Origin of the sequence: Nonomuraea helvata (assembly GCF_039535785.1) — a bacterium.
GTDB lineage: Bacteria > Actinomycetota > Actinomycetes > Streptosporangiales > Streptosporangiaceae > Nonomuraea > Nonomuraea helvata.
In genome coordinates this window covers 219,886-235,234 of record NZ_BAAAXV010000009.1, presented here as the reverse complement: position 1 = coordinate 235,234, position 15,349 = coordinate 219,886, and the positions used below count along the sequence as shown (strand labels likewise).

Annotated in this window: 13 protein-coding genes; 6 read left to right on the top strand and 7 right to left on the bottom strand. The window is 69.8% G+C overall.

What is annotated here, in order from left to right; translation table 11 throughout:
• The first annotated feature begins 1 nt into the window (after position 1).
• A complete protein-coding gene (gene ahcY / locus ABD830_RS33630) occupies positions 2–1,429 on the top strand; it encodes an adenosylhomocysteinase (RefSeq protein WP_344996651.1) in 1,428 nt (475 codons plus the stop codon).
• A gap of 250 nt (positions 1,430–1,679) precedes the next feature.
• A complete protein-coding gene (locus ABD830_RS33625; protein WP_344996649.1) occupies positions 1,680–2,915 on the top strand; it encodes an adenosylhomocysteinase in 1,236 nt (411 codons plus the stop codon).
• A gap of 15 nt (positions 2,916–2,930) precedes the next feature.
• On the opposite strand, the gene ABD830_RS33620 is transcribed toward ABD830_RS33625, so the two are convergent.
• Positions 2,931–3,536, bottom strand: coding sequence for a DUF305 domain-containing protein (locus ABD830_RS33620; RefSeq protein WP_344996647.1), 606 nt, complete (start codon positions 3,534–3,536; stop codon positions 2,931–2,933).
• A 220-nt stretch (positions 3,537–3,756) separates the two neighbouring features.
• Here ABD830_RS33620 and ABD830_RS33615 point away from each other — a divergent pair, with 220 nt between their 5' ends.
• Both ABD830_RS33615 and ABD830_RS33610 read left to right on the top strand, forming a co-directional pair.
• On the top strand, positions 3,757–5,115 hold the full coding sequence (locus ABD830_RS33615) for an LVIVD repeat-containing protein (protein WP_378520738.1): 1,359 nt from the start codon (positions 3,757–3,759) through the stop codon (positions 5,113–5,115).
• Positions 5,116–5,192: 77 nt separating this feature from the next.
• A complete protein-coding gene (locus tag ABD830_RS33610; protein ID WP_344996643.1) occupies positions 5,193–6,575 on the top strand; it encodes an LVIVD repeat-containing protein in 1,383 nt (460 codons plus the stop codon).
• Positions 6,576–6,600: 25 nt separating this feature from the next.
• Here the strand turns inward: ABD830_RS33610 and ABD830_RS33605 are convergent, their stop codons facing one another.
• Entirely contained in the window at positions 6,601–7,614 is a 1,014-nt protein-coding gene (locus tag ABD830_RS33605; protein ID WP_344996641.1) for an RDD family protein, read from the bottom strand.
• 51 nt (positions 7,615–7,665) lie between these two features.
• Between ABD830_RS33605 and ABD830_RS33600 the strand changes: the two genes are divergently transcribed.
• Positions 7,666–8,658, top strand: coding sequence for a stage II sporulation protein M (locus ABD830_RS33600; protein ID WP_344996638.1), 993 nt, complete (start codon positions 7,666–7,668; stop codon positions 8,656–8,658).
• Between the two features lie 62 nt (positions 8,659–8,720).
• Here ABD830_RS33600 and ABD830_RS33595 read toward each other — a convergent pair whose 3' ends face one another.
• From ABD830_RS33595 to ABD830_RS33575, 5 genes are read right to left on the bottom strand one after another with little or no spacing between them, the layout of a single operon-like run.
• Positions 8,721–10,094 (bottom strand): DUF58 domain-containing protein, encoded by a 1,374-nt coding sequence (locus ABD830_RS33595; protein WP_344996636.1) that lies wholly within the window; start codon positions 10,092–10,094, stop codon positions 8,721–8,723.
• Between the two features lie 25 nt (positions 10,095–10,119).
• Positions 10,120–11,082 (bottom strand): AAA family ATPase, encoded by a 963-nt coding sequence (locus ABD830_RS33590; protein ID WP_344996633.1) that lies wholly within the window; start codon positions 11,080–11,082, stop codon positions 10,120–10,122.
• Between the two features lie 7 nt (positions 11,083–11,089).
• Positions 11,090–12,289 carry a DUF4350 domain-containing protein gene (locus ABD830_RS33585; RefSeq protein WP_344996631.1) on the bottom strand — a complete coding sequence of 400 codons (1,200 nt, stop codon included), beginning with the start codon at positions 12,287–12,289 and terminating at the stop codon, positions 11,090–11,092.
• Positions 12,286–13,140, bottom strand: a complete 855-nt coding sequence (locus ABD830_RS33580; protein WP_345002191.1) for a DUF4129 domain-containing protein — start codon at positions 13,138–13,140, stop codon at positions 12,286–12,288. The genes ABD830_RS33585 and ABD830_RS33580 overlap by 4 nt, the downstream gene beginning before the upstream one ends.
• An 8-nt stretch (positions 13,141–13,148) precedes the next feature.
• The gene (locus tag ABD830_RS33575; protein ID WP_344996629.1) at positions 13,149–14,393 is read right to left on the bottom strand and encodes a glycerophosphoryl diester phosphodiesterase membrane domain-containing protein; all 1,245 of its coding nucleotides are present in this window, start codon (positions 14,391–14,393) and stop codon (positions 13,149–13,151) included.
• 269 nt (positions 14,394–14,662) lie between these two features.
• Between ABD830_RS33575 and mtrA the strand changes: the two genes are divergently transcribed.
• Positions 14,663–15,340, top strand: a complete 678-nt coding sequence (gene mtrA, locus ABD830_RS33570; RefSeq protein WP_043620615.1) for an MtrAB system response regulator MtrA — start codon at positions 14,663–14,665, stop codon at positions 15,338–15,340.
• The last annotated feature ends 9 nt before the right edge of the window (positions 15,341–15,349 follow it).

Here is a 15,349-nt window from a genome sequence, read left to right as displayed (position 1 = left end):
GATGGACTTCAAGGTCGCAGACCTTTCACTGGCCGACTTCGGCCGCAAGGAGATCCGGCTCGCCGAGCACGAGATGCCCGGCCTCATGGCGGTCCGAAAGGAGTACGCGGCCTCCCAGCCCCTTCGCGGCGCGAAGATCATGGGCTCCCTGCACATGACGATCCAGACTGCCGTCCTCATCGAGACGCTGGTCGCCCTCGGCGCCGAGGTCCGCTGGGTCAGCTGCAACATCTTCTCCACGCAGGACCACGCCGCCGCCGCGGTGGTCGTCGGCCCCAACGGCACCGTTGACGACCCGCAGGGCGTGCCGGTGTTCGCCTGGAAGGGCGAGACGCTGGAGGAGTACTGGTGGTGCACCGAGCAGGCCCTCACGTGGCCTGACGGAGACGCCCCCAACATGATCCTCGACGACGGCGGCGACGCCACGCTGCTGGTCCACAAGGGCGCCGAGTACGAGAAGGCCGGCGCCGTGCCGCCCGCCACCGCCGAGGACCCGGAGGAGTGGCACGTCATCATCGACCTGCTCACCCGCACGGTCGGCGACGACAAGCGGTGGACCAGGATCGCCGAGAGCATCAAGGGCGTCACCGAGGAGACCACCACCGGCGTGCACCGTCTCTACGAGATGCACAAGAACGGCCAGCTCCTCTTCCCGGCCATCAACGTCAACGACTCGGTCACCAAGTCGAAGTTCGACAACAAGTACGGCTGCCGCCACTCCGTCATCGACGGTCTCAACCGCGCCACCGACGTGCTGATCGGCGGCAAGGTGGCCGTGGTCTGCGGCTACGGCGACGTCGGCAAGGGCTGCGCCGACGCCCTTCGCGGCCAGGGCGCCCGGGTCATCGTGACCGAGATCGACCCGATCTGCGCGCTCCAGGCGGCCATGGACGGCTTCCAGGTGACCACGCTGGAAGAGGTCGTCGGCATCGCCGACATCTTCGTGACGGCCACCGGCAACTTCAACATCATCACCGCCGCCCACATGGCGAAGATGAAGCACCAGGCGATCGTCTCCAACATCGGCCACTTCGACAACGAGATCGACATGGCCGGCCTCGCCAAGCTGCCCGGCATCGTCAAGAACAACATCAAGCCGCAGGTCGATGAGTGGGTTTTCGAGGACGGCCACTCGATCATCGTCCTCGCCGAGGGCCGCCTGATGAACCTCGGCTGCGCGACCGGCCACCCGAGCTTCGTCATGTCCAACTCGTTCACCAACCAGGTGATCGCGCAGATCGAGCTGTTCGCGAAGACGTCCGAATACCCGATCGGCGTCTACACCCTGCCCAAGCACCTGGACGAGAAGGTCGCCCGTCTGCACCTCGACGCCCTGGGCGTCAAGCTGACCGAGCTGACCAAGGAACAGGCCTCCTACATCGGCGTCCACGTCGAGGGCCCCTACAAGTCCGACCACTACCGGTACTGAATTCGGATGTTGAGGCTCCGGCTCCGGAGGGGTTCTCCCTTCCGGGGCCGTTCCGTAGGAGCGCTCAGAACCCCGTCTTTGGTGCGGCCGCGCACGGTGGGCCGCCCTCTTGTCATCTTGTACGGCTGCGCACGGTGAGCCGCACGCGCCGACGTCAGCGGCCGTCCGTCATGGCCGGTCGTGAAGGCTCACGGGTCGCTCGCCGTGACGACGCGTATTCTTGGCCTTCTTCTTCGCTCAAAGGGCTGGCATGGATCTCTGGGAAAGCGGTGAGCGGCAGATCTCCTGGGCCGCTCGTTCGATGCCGGTGCTGACGGCGATCGGAGAGCGGTTCGGGCTCGAGCGGCCGCTGGACGGGTTGAAGATCGCTGCCTGCCTGCACGTCACCGCCGAGACAGCCGTGCTCATGGGGGCGTTGAAGGCCGGAGGGGCCGAGATCGCGCTTGCCGCGTCCAACCCCCTGTCCACGCAGGACGACGTGGGCGAGGCGCTGCGGATGTACGGGATCGACGTGCACGCGCGTGCCGGGGTCGATCGGGCCACCTACTACCGGCACATCCACCAGGCGCTCGATCTCGAGCCCGATCTCGTGCTCGACGACGGGTGCGATCTGGTGAACATCCTCCACACCGAGCGCACCGACCTGCTCGAAGGCGTCGGCGGCGGCTGTGAGGAGACCACCACCGGAATCATCAGGCTCCGGCAGATGGCCGCGGAGGGCGCCTTGAGGTTCCCCATGGTGGCCGTGAACGACACGCGTACCAAGCGCATGTTCGACAACCGCTACGGCACCGGGCAGTCCACGCTCGACGGCATCATGCGCGCCACCAACACCATGCTCGCCGGTCGCACGGTGGTCGTGGCCGGGTTCGGGTTCTGCGGGCGGGGCGTGGCCGAGCGGGCCAAGGGGTTCGGGGCGCGGGTGATCGTGACCGAGATCGACGCCGTCAAGGCGCTCGACGCGACCCTGCAGGGCTACGAGGTACGGCCGATGGCCCAGGCGGCGATGGTCGGCGACCTGTTCGTCACCGTGACCGGCAACCGTGACGTGATCAGGGCCGAGCACCTGTCGGTCATGAAGGACGGCGCGATCCTGGCCAACGCCGGGCACTTCGACGTGGAGATCGACGTGCGGGCGCTGGACGAGCTGGCCGCCGAGGTGCACCGTGGGGTGCGGCCCAACACCGACGAGTACGTCATGCCCGACGGCCGGCGCCTGCTGCTGCTCGCCGAGGGGCGGCTGGTGAACCTCACCGCGGCCGAGGGTCATCCCGCGGCCGTCATGGACATGTCGTTCTCGGCGCAGGCCCTCGCCGTGGCCTGGCTGGCAGGCGAGCGCTCCCGCCTTGACCCGGGCGTGTACGACGTTCCCGAGGAGATCGACCACGAGGTGGCCAGGCTCAAGCTGGCCGCCGCCGGCATCGGCATCGACGTCCTGACTCCTGACCAGGAGGACTACCTGCACTCCTGGCGCGTCGGCTCCTAGCCACCCTGAGCGGGGCTAAAGGGCGGACTGCATCTCCTGCATGCGGCGGATCTCGGCCGCCTGGGTCACGCTGACGTCCGTGGCCAGTTCCTCCACGCGGATGTGGGAGCCGCTGGTCAGCACCTGCTCCGACATCTTGATCGCCCCAAGGTGGTGGTTGATCATGAGTTGCAGGAACATCCGGTCGAAGTCCTTTCCCGTGGCCGCCTTCAGCGCCTCCATCTGCTCGGGTGTGGCCATTCCCGGCATTCCAGCGTGGGCGGCGTGATGGTCGGGCACCGTCTGCTGCTGCTCCTGCAGCCAGGTCGTCATGAACTGGATCTCCGGCCCCTGTGCGTCCTTGATCCGGCCGGCCAGGCTCTTCAGCTTGGCCGAGTCGGCCCTGCTGGGCGCGAGGAGGGACATGTCCAGGGCCTGCCGGTGGTGGACGATCATGTCCTGGACGTATTTGATGTCGGCCGCGTTGGCGGTGGCCGTGGGGACGGCGGTGGCGGCCTCGCTCGGCGACAGCGTCCTGGCCTGCTCGCCGGGACGGCCGGGAGCGATCACCGGCGCGGTCGAGTCGGCGCGCGGGGCCTGCGGTGGGGAGCTGCAGCCTGAGAGGGCAACGACCGTACCCATGACGACTATGAGCGCGGCGCGCACTCAACCTCCCTGACTGACTCGGTCGAGAATGCGCACTCTAGGCCAAAAGGGGACAACTTCAAAGGGGGCGAACAGGAACAAAAATTGACAAGTTGTCTGCTGGCTTGTTGAGGCCGGAGAGGCGAGGATGACGTAGATTTATGCCCCCTTTATAGGAGGATCCCGAGTGTTCTCCCTCCGCAGGGCCCTCACCCTGATGGCGACGGTCGCGCTGCTGGGCGGCGTCGCCTTACCGGTCCAGGCCGCGGACATCCCGGCTCCCGGCGAGATCGTCATGAGCCCCAACATCCAGCACGTCACCAACGTGCCCAAGCCCGAGGCGCTGGCCGACATCCACACGGACATGGCCTTCCAGGGCGACTACGCCTACGTGGGCAACTACTACGGCTTCTCGATCTACGACATCAGGAACCCGAAGCGGACGTCGCTGGTCAGCTCGGTGGTCTGCCCAGGCGGCCAGATGGACGTCACCGTCTACGGCAACCTGCTGTTCGGCTCCGTGGACTCCTCGCGGAACAACGACTCGTGCAGCAGCACCTCCCAGCCGGCCTCCGTCAAGGAGTCGTGGGAGGGCATCCGCATCTTCGACATCTCCGACAAGGCCAGCCCGAAGTACATCAAGTCGGTCGAGACGAACTGCGGCTCTCACACGCACACGCTGGTGCCCGACCGCAGGCGCGAGAACGTCTACCTCTACGTCTCCTCCTACGCGCCGAACGCGTCGTTCCCCGACTGCCAGCCGCCCCACGACCTGATCTCGATCGTCAAGGTGCCGCTGCGCGACCCGACGGCCGCCACGGTGATCGGGACGCCGAACCTCTTCCCCGACGGCGGCAACCCCGGCCTCCCGCTGCCGTACCCCGACGGCAAGTCCGCCACCACCGGCTGCCACGACATCACGGCCTACCCCGAGAAGGGCATCGCCGCGGGCGCCTGCATGGGCGAGGGCATCCTGCTCGACATCCGCAACCCCGAGCAGCCCAAGGTCACCGCCAAGGTGCGCGATGACACGAACTTCGCGTTCTGGCACTCGGCCACCTTCAACAACGACGGCACGAAGGTCATCTTCACCGACGAGCTCGGCGGCGGCACCAGGGCCACCTGCAACGAGGCCATCGGCCCGAACCGGGGCGCCAACGCGTACTACGACATCGTGAACGGGCAGCTCCAGTTCAGGAGCTACTTCAAGATCCCGCGCTACCAGGCCGACACGGAGAACTGCGTGGCGCACAACGGCTCGCTGATCCCGGTCAAGGGCCGGGACATCATGGTGCAGGCGTGGTACCAGGGCGGGATCTCGGTGGTCGACTTCACCGACTCGGCGCACCCGCAGGAGATCGCCTTCTTCGAGCGCGGCCCCGACAGCACCGCGCCGGCGCTCAGCGGCGGCTTCTGGTCGGCCTACTACTACAACGGCTACATCTACGGGTCCGACTTCAACCTGGGCCTGGACGTTCTGAAGATCAACGACTGGCGTACCAACCGGGCGAACGGCGTGCGGATGCGCTCCCTGAACGCGCAGACCCAGGCGTCGTATCCCGAACACGGCCACTGATTCTCCGGCGGCGAGGGCCCCGCGCGGGTCCTCGCCGCCTCCGTTCTGTCCGGACACACGATCTTGGAGGCTCCGGAGTGTCCAATCCGCGCCGCGCCCTCGTGGCGGCGGCAGCAGCCGTCGCGCTAGCGCTGACGGGAATGCCCGCCATGGCCGCCGACATCCCACCGCCCGACGCCGTGGTCAACAGCCCCAACGTGACCCACGTGCTCAACATCCCCAAGCCCGCCCCGATCGCCTCGACGATCAACACCGACATCGCGTTCCAGGGCGACTACGCGTACGTCGGCAACTACGGCGGCTTCTCGATCTACGACATCCGCAACCCCAAGAAGGCCAAGCCTGTCAGCTCCGTCGTCTGCCCCGGCTCCCAGATGGACGTCACCGTCTATGGCGACCTGCTGTTCACCGCCGTCGACTCCTCGCGCAGCGACGACTCGTGCAACAGCACGGCGCTGACCGCCGACCACAAGGAGGCCTGGGAAGGCGTCAGGATTTTCGACGTCTCCGACAAGGCAAGCCCGAAGTACATCAAGTCGGTCGAGACGAACTGCGGCTCCCACACCCTGACCCTGGTGCCGGGCAAGGGCCGCGACCAGTACAAGAACGTCTACATCTACGTCTCGTCCTACAACCCGAGCGCGACCTTCCCCGACTGCCAGCCGCCGCATGACAAGATCTCGATCATCAAGGTGCCGCTCAAGGACCCGGCCTCAGCCGCGGTCGCGTCCACCCCGGTGATCTTCCCTGACGGCGGCAACGAGACCCAGCCGGGCCTGCTGCTGCCGACCAGCGGCTGCCACGACATCACCGCCTACGCCGAGAAGGACATCGCGGCGGGCGCGTGCATGGGTGACGGCGTGCTGTTCGACATCTCGGACCGGCTGAACCCGAAGGTGACCGCCAGGACCACGGACCCGAACTTCGCCTTCTGGCACTCGGCCACCTTCAGCAACGACGCCAAGAAGGTCGTCTTCACCGACGAGCTCGGCGGCGGCGGCGCGGCCACCTGCAACGAGGCGATCGGCCCGAACCGCGGCGCGGACGCGATCTATGACATCTCGAACGGGCAGTTCACGTTCAAGAGCTACTTCAAGATCCCGCGCTACCAGGCCGACAGCGAGAACTGTGTCGCGCACAACGGCTCGCTCATCCCCGTCAAGGGCCGGGACATCATGGTTCAGGCCTGGTACATGGGCGGGCTCTCGGTCTGGGACTTCACCGACGCGGCCCACCCGAGGGAGATCGGCTACTTCGAGCGCGGTCCCCGCTCGGCGGGCGGTGGCGGCGGCATCTGGTCCGCGTACTACTACAACGGCTACATCTACGGGGCCGACTTCCACGAAGGCCTCGACGTCATCAGGATCAACGATCCGCTCACGGACAGCGCCAGGGGTGTCCGTACCGACCGGCTGAACGTGCAGACCCAGGGGTCGTACCGGAACGGCTGGCACGACTGACGGATCACCCGCGGAAGCGCCGTCCTCACTGAGGCGGCGCGAACCCGCCCGGAGTCGCCTTCGGCGGCTCCGGCGCGGGTGCGGCCGGAACCTGGTGGTGGTTCGGCTGAAACGGCGCATAAGGCCCCTGAGGCTGGTACGGCGCCGGAGCCGGCTGCCGGTACGGGCCTGACGCCGCCTGCTGATACGGGTTGGGCGGCACCGGCTGCTGGTAAGGGTTCGGAACCGGAGGCTGGTACGGGCCCGGCTGCTGATACGGAGGCTGCGGGGCCTGGTGCGCGAGGCCGTTGCCGGTGCGCAGCGCGAGGCGCATCTGCTCCCTCCTGCGGCGCTCGGCCAGGACGGCGCTCAGGTACGCGTGCGGCGGCACCCCGCCCGGCGCGGCGGGCGAGACGAACGCCGCCACCTGGGTCGCGATCCGCACCCCCATCTCGTGCTGGACCTGCGGCGACAGGTCGTGCCATCGCGACAGGTACTGCCTGGCGGCCTGCGCCACCTCGTCGGGCAGCTGGGAGAGCTCCAGCGTGGCCGCCCAGGTCATCAGCGGCGGCGGCATCTCGATGAACTGCCCGCGGTCGCGCGGCGCCCGCTCGGAGATCACGATGGTGCCCGCGAAGATGTCGCCGAGCCGCTTGCCCCGCTGCGAGACCAGCGACGAGATCAGCGCGGGAGCCCCGGAGAACATCCAGAACTCCACGACCCCGGCCAGGCCCCTGAACAGCGCCTGCCTGAAACGCTCGGGGCTGCCGTCGTCGCCGACCACCCGCAGCCCGAGTGCCAGCTTGCCGAGGCTGCGCCCTCTGGAGAGGGTCTCGAAGATCACGGGGTAGCCGACCAGCACCAGCACCACGAGCACGATCATCGCGGCCCCGAACGCGGCGGAGTCCGAGATGGCCGAGAACGCGCCCAAGATCGCATAGGCGGCGATCAGCACGGTGAACTGGACGGCCATGTCGATGATGATCGCCAGCGCGCGCGAGGGCATCTGGGCGACCCGCACTTCGACGACGACCGCGTCGCCGGTCACAACCTCTGACATATATGGAGCCTAACGGCTATGTCGCACTGACTGAGCGGCCAGAATGTTCGGGTGGACATCGATGCGTTCATCACAGCACACCGCCCCGTGTGGGACCGGCTCGACCACCTGGTCAAGCACCGCTCGTCGCTGACCGGCGACGAGGTGGACGAGCTGGTCGACCTCTATCAGCGGGTGTCGACGCACCTGTCCATCGTGCGCTCCTCCTCCGGTGACGCGATGCTGACCGGGCGGCTGTCGGCGCTGGTGGCCAGGGCCAGGTCCGCCGTGACCGGCGCGCACACGCCTGCCTGGCGGGAGTTCGTGCGGTTCTTCACGGTGTCGTTCCCCGTGGTGGCCTACCGGGCGCGGTGGTGGTGGCTGGCGAGCGCGGTGGCGTTCACGCTGGTGGCGTGGGTGATGGGCGCCTGGGTGGCCGCCAATCCCGACGTGCAGTCGTCGATCGCCTCGCCTGACCAGATCACCCAGCTCGTCGAGCACGACTTCTCCGACTACTACTCGGAGAACCCGGCCGCGTCCTTCGCCGGCCACGTGTGGGTGAACAACGCGTGGGTCTCCGCGCAGGTGATCATTTCTTCGGTGCTGCTCGGGTTGCCGATCCCGTACATGCTCTACATGAACGCGGAGAACGTCGGCGTCTCAGGTGGTCTGATGGCCTCCCGCGACAAGCTGGACATCTTCTTCGGCCTGATCATGCCGCACGGCCTGCTGGAGCTGACCGCCGTGTTCCTGGCGGCGGCCGTGGGCATGCGCCTGGGCTGGGCGGTCATCGACCCCGGACCGCGCCGCCGGACGGAGGCGCTGGCCGAGCAGGGCCGGGCGGTGATGAGCGTGGCGCTGGGGCTGGTCGCGGTGCTGTTCGTGTCGGGGCTGATCGAGGCGTTCGTCACACCGTCGGGGCTGCCCACGTGGGCGCGCGTGGGGATCGGCGTCCTCGCCGAGGCGGCGTTCCTGACGTACGTGATCGTCTTCGGCCGCCGCGCCCTCCGTCAGAACGAGACCGGCGACCTCGAACGCGCCCCGGACGTCGCCCCGACCGCCTGACCCCGCCCCCACCGCAGGCCGGTCACCGACGGCGGCGGGAGAGCCACCAGGGGAGGGTGGGGCTAGAGCCGTCCCGCCGCCTTCAGGGCCAGGTACGCGTCCGCCAGCGCGGGCGCGATGTCCTCCGGGGGCGCGTCCACGACCTCCACCCCGTGCCGCCGCAGCCGCGCCGTGATGCGCCGGCGTTCGAGCTGGGTGTGCTCGGCCGCCGCCGCGTCGTACACCTCCTCGGCCGACTCCCGGCGGCCCGCCAAGGCCGCCACCCGGGGGTCCGACACTCCGGCCACCAGCACCAGATGGCGCGAGGAGAGCTGGGGGAGCACCGGCATGAGCCCCTCGTCCAGCGCCGCCGCGTTGAGGTCGGTGAGCAGCACGACCAGGCAGCGCCGCTTGGCCCGCGCCAGAATGGCGGCCACCATGCCCTGCGAGTCGGCCTCGATCAGCTCGGCCTCGATCGGCGCCATCACGTTGACCAGCGACGACAGCAGCTCAGTCCGAGAGGCCCCGCTCACCCAGGCACGCACGGCCCGGTCGTAGGCGAGGAAGTCCACCTGGTCACCGGCCCGGGCGGCGAGCGCGGCGAGCAGCAGCGCCGCGTCCATCGACCAGTCGAGCCGCGGCCAGCCGGGCGCCGGGCGCGGATCCGGCCGCACCAGCAGCCCGCTGCCGCCCTGCGCGGCCCCCGCCATGGGGATCGGCGCGTCGCCCACCCGGCCCGCCGACGTGCGGCCGGTGTCGAGCACGATCAGCACGCGGCGGTCGCGTTCCGGGCGCCAGGTGCGTACGACGACGTCGTGGCGGCGCGCCGTGGCCCGCCAGTCGATGGAACGCACGTCGTCGCCCACCACGTACTCCCGTAGCGAGTCGAACTCCGTGCCCTGACCGCGCACCAGCGCAGGGTGCTGGCCGTCCAGCTCACGGAGCCTGGCCAGCCTGGACGGCAGGTGCTTGCGCGACAGGAACGGCGGCAGCACGCGCACCGACCAGGGCGCCTGGTGGCTGCCCTGGCGGGCGGCCAGGCCCAGCGGCCCGACCGAGCGCACGGTCACCGCCACGGACGACCGGTCGCCGCGCCTGGTCGGAGCGAGCGTCACGACGATCTTGCGGCGCTCGCCCTTGGGCACGTCCAGGTCGGCGACGCGCGGGGTGGCTCCCGCAGACGGCGGCCAGGCGTCCCTGAGCGCGCCGCGTACGCGTCTGGAGCCGGGGTTCTCGACGATCAGCTCGACCGTGGCCCGCTGGCCGAGCCGTACGAGCGTGTCGCCGGAACGGTGGAACCTCAGCGGGCGCACGGCCCCGGCGAACACCAGGTCCACCAGGATCGCGGCGGCCAGCAGCAGGCAGACCCCGGCCAGCGCGGCCCCCGGCTGGGGCGCCAGCAGCACCACCACGATCCCGATCGCCGCGACCAGCCCGGCACGTCCCGTGAGAGCCATCAGCGCACCACCACCGAAAGTGCCATCAGCGCGGGACCGGGACCGAGGCCAGGATGCCGTCGAGCAGTCCGTCGGCGGTCGCGCCCTCCAGCTCGGCCTCCGGCCTGAGCTGGATCCGGTGCCGCAGCGCGGGCCTGGCCAGCGCCTTCACGTCGTCAGGCGTCACGTACGAGCGCCCGGACAGCCAGGCCCACGCCCGCGAGGCCGCCAGCAGCGCCGTGGCCCCACGCGGCGAGACGCCGAGCTGCAGCGACGGCGAGTTCCTGGTGGCGCGGGCCACGTCCACGATGTAGCCGAGCACCTCGGGCGCCACGTGCACCTTGGAGACCGCCTCGCGCCCGAGGGCGAGGTCCTCGGCCGTGGCGACGGCCTTCACCTCGGTCAGGTCGCGGGGGTCGAAGCCGCGGGCGTGCCGTTCGAGCACCGAGATCTCCTGCTCGCGCGGCGGCAGCGGCACGGTCAGCTTCAGCAGGAACCGGTCGAGCTGCGCCTCGGGCAGTTGGTAGGTGCCCTCGTACTCGACGGGGTTCTGCGTCGCGCACACCACGAACGGGTCGGGCAGCTGCCGCGCCGAGCCCTCCACGCTGACCTGCCGCTCCTCCATCGCTTCGAGCAGCGCCGCCTGGGTCTTCGGCGGGGTGCGGTTGATCTCGTCGGCGAGCAGCAGGTTCGTGAACACCGGCCCCTCGCGGAACTCGAACTCCGCGGTCTTCGCGTCGTAGATCAACGACCCGGTCACGTCACCCGGCATCAGGTCCGGCGTGAACTGCACCCGCTTGAAATCCAGGGCCAGAGCAGCCGACAACGTGCGCACCATCAACGTCTTGGCCACGCCCGGCACGCCTTCGAGCAGCACGTGCCCCTTGCACAACAGCGCGATGACCAGCCCCGTCACCACCGCGTCCTGCCCGACCACGGCCTTGGCCACCTCGGCACGCAGCGCGCCCAGCGCCTCTCTGGCCGAGTCGCCCAGGCTCGTGACGCGCATAGTCTCCTCAGGGTTCACTGACCTGCCTTTCGATGAAGTCCAAGTATCCGGCCAACCCGACGAGCCCGGCGTCGTCCGCCGGCGGCGGCCCGTACAGTGCCGCGCCGACCTGCTGGGAGGCCTCCCCCGTGCGGGCGGCGAGCGCCGCGACGATCTCCTGCGGCCCGGCCCCCGACGCGAGTCCGAGCCTGGGCCTGAGCCGGTCGATCGTGCCCGCGCGCAGCGAGTCGGCCGCCCGCTGCCTGGCCCGCCTGGCCCGGTAGAGCCTGCCGCGCCCCTCGACGGTCTCGGCCGCGCGCACGACGACGGGCAGCTTCTCCGTCACCACGGGACCCAGTCGCCTGCCCCGCCAGAACGCGGTCACGGCCAGGGCGATGAGTGACATGTAGATCGTCCAGCGGATGCTCTCCGGCATCAGGTCGTACATCGACTCGCCCCGCTCGCCCGGCAGCTCCGAGATGGGCGGCGGGTTCTCGGGAGGCACGAGCCAGGTCACGCGCTTGCCGGTGCCGATCAGGTTGAGCGCGAGCGCGGCGTTGCCGTCCTCGGCCAGGAACTGGTTGGTCATGAAGCTCGCGTCGCCGACGACCGTGGTGGTGCCGCCCGCGTTCGGGAGGCTGACCAGCGCGTAACCCTCGCCGGACGGGTAACAGCCGGTGGCTCCCGCAGGGGCGGTGAAGTCGGTGCCGCCGATGTACGCGCTGCCGCCGGCCGTGGCGGCAGGAAGCGCGCACTCGGGCTCGCGCGAGCGGGTGCGCGCCCGGGCCAGCTCGCTGCGCACGCCGGGGGCCAGGGCGTCGAGTCCTGGCTGGTCACCGAGGATCAGCCGGTCGCCCTGGATGGTGGCCAGGGTGTACTCGTTGAAGTACGACACGTCCGTGATCAGCAGCAGCCGGTTGCCCGTGGTGGCCCTGTCGACCGCGGCCTGTACGGAGTCCACCCGGTCCACCGCGACGCCCCGGGACTTGAGCACCTGGGCCAGCGCCTTGGCGCCCTGCAGGGAGGTGTCGTCGGGGTCCAGGGGACGTGACGGGCCCCGCTGGGGGGTGAACAGCACGCCGGCGATCGCGACGAGGACGATGATCAGGCCGAGCAGCGCGATGAGCCGGCTGCCACGCCAGGTGGAGCGGGCGGTGGGGGAGGTCGAGTAGGACCCGCCGTCCTGCGCCGGAGCGCCGGCGGCCGGCGGTGGTGTGAGCACGCTCATGCCGCCCCACCCGCCCCGTCACCGGGCTGCTCGGGCGCCCTTGCCGACGACCCTTCCGCCGGGCCGCTCGATGGTGCGGCAGGCGGGCCCATCGGCGGGCCCGCGACGAAGTCGCCGGTCGGTGCGCCGGTGACCGGTCCCCCCGGTGCGGGAGCGGACGCGGCGCCGACCGGGGCACCCGCGCCGACGCCGGCCGGGACCGGGACCGCGAGCGGGACCGGGCGGGCTTCGCGGAGCTGATCGTCCAGGGCGGACATCACCTCGTACGCCTCCCGCGTCCCCGGAACCCCGCCGTACGTCACGTCGTCGAACGACCGCGCCGCCGCCGCCAGCCTCGTCGCGAACCCCGGCAGCGAGACGGCGGCCTCCGCGGCCAGCTCGTCGGCCGTGCGCCCGGGCATGCCGTCGACCAGCGCGCGTTCCTCCAGGTCACGCGCGATGGCCCGGAGCCGTTCCTGGATGGCCTCGGTCCAGCGCCCCTCGGCGGCCAGCCCCTCGGCGGCCGTCCGGTGCTCGGCCGCGGTCATCGCCCGCTGACCGAACAGCCCTCCCACGGCGAGCGCGTTCTTGCGGGTGGCCTTGCGGAGCTGCCACGAGATGAGCACGATCAGCGCGAGAATGATCATCACGATCAGCACGGCGGCGATGATTCCGCCGGTGGAGCCCCCGCTCGACGCCCTGTCGACCAGATCGCCGAGGAACTGCATGACCCGCCGGTAGATCTGGTCGATCAGCGGCTCTTTCTCGTAAGCGGGCTTGAGCAGCTCCTCCGCGGCCCTCCGCGCGGCCTCCTCCCGGTCGATCGGGGTGTCGAGCCGCAGCCCGGAGGCGGCCGCGGTGAGTGCGACCATGGGCACGCTCACGACCTGGCGGAGTTGGACGGGTGCCAGAGCTCGTCCGCGGACGCGTGCACCCATCCCTGGCGCTGCTGCTCGATGGCCGCCGTCTGCAGCACGAGGTCGAACGCCTCGCTACGCATGCGCCGGTCGGCGTAGAGCAGGCCGGCGACCCCGGCCTGGAACGGATAGCTGATCATGGCGCCGACCGTGCCGCCGATCGCGATCAGCACGGCCGACACCACGGCCGTGGTGGCCGAGCCCGCGCCGAAGATGCCGAACATCGTGCCCGCCAGCGTGAAGGGCACCGACAGGACGCCCGAGACCAGCCCGACCAGCAGGGACGTGAGCAGCAGGATGCCGAGCACCCGCCAGAAGTCGCCCGTCACCAGGTTCCACGAGCGCCGCATGGCGTCGAGGGGGCCCCTGGACTCCAGCACCGCGACGGGTGAGGCGAACGCGAAGCGGGTCGTGAAGAACAGGTAGTAAGGGATGTACGTGACGACGAACAGCAGGAACAGCCCGGCCAGCCAGCCGACGCTGTCGGCGGAGGGGTTCATCACGATCGCCGCGAAGAGCAGCCCGAACACGATCAACGGCACCACCATGATGGCCGCCATCAGCCCCACCACGCCGAACAGTGCGGGCACCCGCCCCTTGACCAGCCGCCAGGCCTCGCCCGCGCTGAGGCTGCCGCCGAAGACCGCCCGGCCGAGTATCCGGGTCAGCACGCCGGTCAGCAGGGTGACCACCACGAACTGGACCGCGTAGGAGATCAGGGTGCCGGCGTACTGGCTGGGCAGGGCGGTCATGCTGCTGAGCTGACCGGTGGAGGTCGCCGTCTCGGGGTCCCACAGGTCGAGGAAGAACGCCTGGCCAACAGCCACCGGCACGGCGGTGAGCAGCGCGGCGACGGCCGACAGGCCGAGCACGGCCTTGGGGTTGGAGCGGATCAGCTTGATCGTGCCGTCGAGTATGTCGCCGAGCCCCAGCGGGCGCAGGGGGATGATGCCCGGCCTGAGCGCCGGCTGGTAAGCCGTGTGGCCATAACCGGGCTGAGGATGCGGATGGGGCGGATATGGTGTTTGGGGCCCCGGTCCGGGGGGCTGCTGTGGCTGCGGGGGCTGGCCGTACGGCTGCCCGTAGGGCACCTGCTGCTGCGCGCCCGGTGCGGTCCACGGGGAGGCCGACGGGGCGCTGTACGGCGGGGGCTGTTCGGCCGACCAGCCTGATGGCGTCTCGGGCGGGGGACCGTGACCGTCTGACATATCCCAATCCTGGCACGCTGAACGGGGCATTGGTGTCACCGAGTGGATTCGCCGCCGCATCTTGCCCGCATTCCACGGCGAATCCGGCCGAGGTTCGTGCCGAGGGATGGCCGAAAGTCGCTCTGTTACCGCAGACTGAGATAGCGGTCGCGGGGGCGGACCTAAAATTCGCCTTTTGCATGGCTCATGTCACACTCATGGGCCTACCAAGGGTAACCTTCAGCGGTCGTGCGGGTATGTCCCACAATGCGTAGAACGAATGAGGGGCCATGAAAGGTCGCGTGCTGGTCGTCGATGACGACGCCGCTCTCGCCGAGATGCTGGGGATCGTGCTGCGAGGGGAAGGCTTCGAGCCGTCATTTGTCTCCGACGGCGACAAGGCCCTCGACGCGTTCCGGGATACACGCCCGGACCTGGTCCTGCTCGACCTGATGCTGCCGGGGGCGGACGGCATCGACGTCGCGCGGAGGATCAGGGCTGAGTCGGGGGTTCCCATCGTCATGCTCACGGCCAAGAGCGACACGATCGACGTCGTCCTCGGCCTCGAGTCGGGCGCCGACGACTACATCGTCAAGCCGTTCAAGCCGAAGGAGCTCGTCGCCAGGGTACGGGCGCGCCTTCGCCGCACCGACGAGCCGACGCCCGAGATCCTCCAGATCGGCGACATCACCATCGACGTGGCCGGCCACTCGGTCAAGCGGGGCGAGGAGACGATCAACCTCACGCCGCTGGAGTTCGACCTCCTGGTGGCGCTGGCCCGCAAGCCGCGCCAGGTGTTCACCCGCGAGGTCCTGCTCGAGCAGGTCTGGGGCTACCGCCACGCGGCCGACACCCGGCTGGTCAACGTGCACGTACAGCGGCTCAGGGCCAAGATCGAGAAGGACCCCGAGCACCCCGAGATCGTGGTGACGGTCCGCGGCGTCGGCTACAAAGCCGGCCCCGCCTGATCTTTCTTC

Coding starts and splice junctions, on each gene's coding strand:
- ahcY (WP_344996651.1), top strand. CDS start 2: ATGGACTTCAAGGTCGCAGACCTTTCACTGGCCGACTTCGGCCGCAAG.
- ABD830_RS33625 (WP_344996649.1), top strand. CDS start 1,680: ATGGATCTCTGGGAAAGCGGTGAGCGGCAGATCTCCTGGGCCGCTCGT.
- ABD830_RS33620 (WP_344996647.1), bottom strand. CDS start 3,536: ATGGGTACGGTCGTTGCCCTCTCAGGCTGCAGCTCCCCACCGCAGGCC.
- ABD830_RS33615 (WP_378520738.1), top strand. CDS start 3,757: ATGGCGACGGTCGCGCTGCTGGGCGGCGTCGCCTTACCGGTCCAGGCC.
- ABD830_RS33605 (WP_344996641.1), bottom strand. CDS start 7,614: ATGTCAGAGGTTGTGACCGGCGACGCGGTCGTCGTCGAAGTGCGGGTC.
- ABD830_RS33595 (WP_344996636.1), bottom strand. CDS start 10,094: ATGGCTCTCACGGGACGTGCCGGGCTGGTCGCGGCGATCGGGATCGTG.
- ABD830_RS33590 (WP_344996633.1), bottom strand. CDS start 11,082: ATGCGCGTCACGAGCCTGGGCGACTCGGCCAGAGAGGCGCTGGGCGCG.
- ABD830_RS33585 (WP_344996631.1), bottom strand. CDS start 12,289: ATGAGCGTGCTCACACCACCGCCGGCCGCCGGCGCTCCGGCGCAGGAC.
- ABD830_RS33580 (WP_345002191.1), bottom strand. CDS start 13,140: ATGGTCGCACTCACCGCGGCCGCCTCCGGGCTGCGGCTCGACACCCCG.
- ABD830_RS33575 (WP_344996629.1), bottom strand. CDS start 14,393: ATGTCAGACGGTCACGGTCCCCCGCCCGAGACGCCATCAGGCTGGTCG.
- mtrA (WP_043620615.1), top strand. CDS start 14,663: ATGAAAGGTCGCGTGCTGGTCGTCGATGACGACGCCGCTCTCGCCGAG.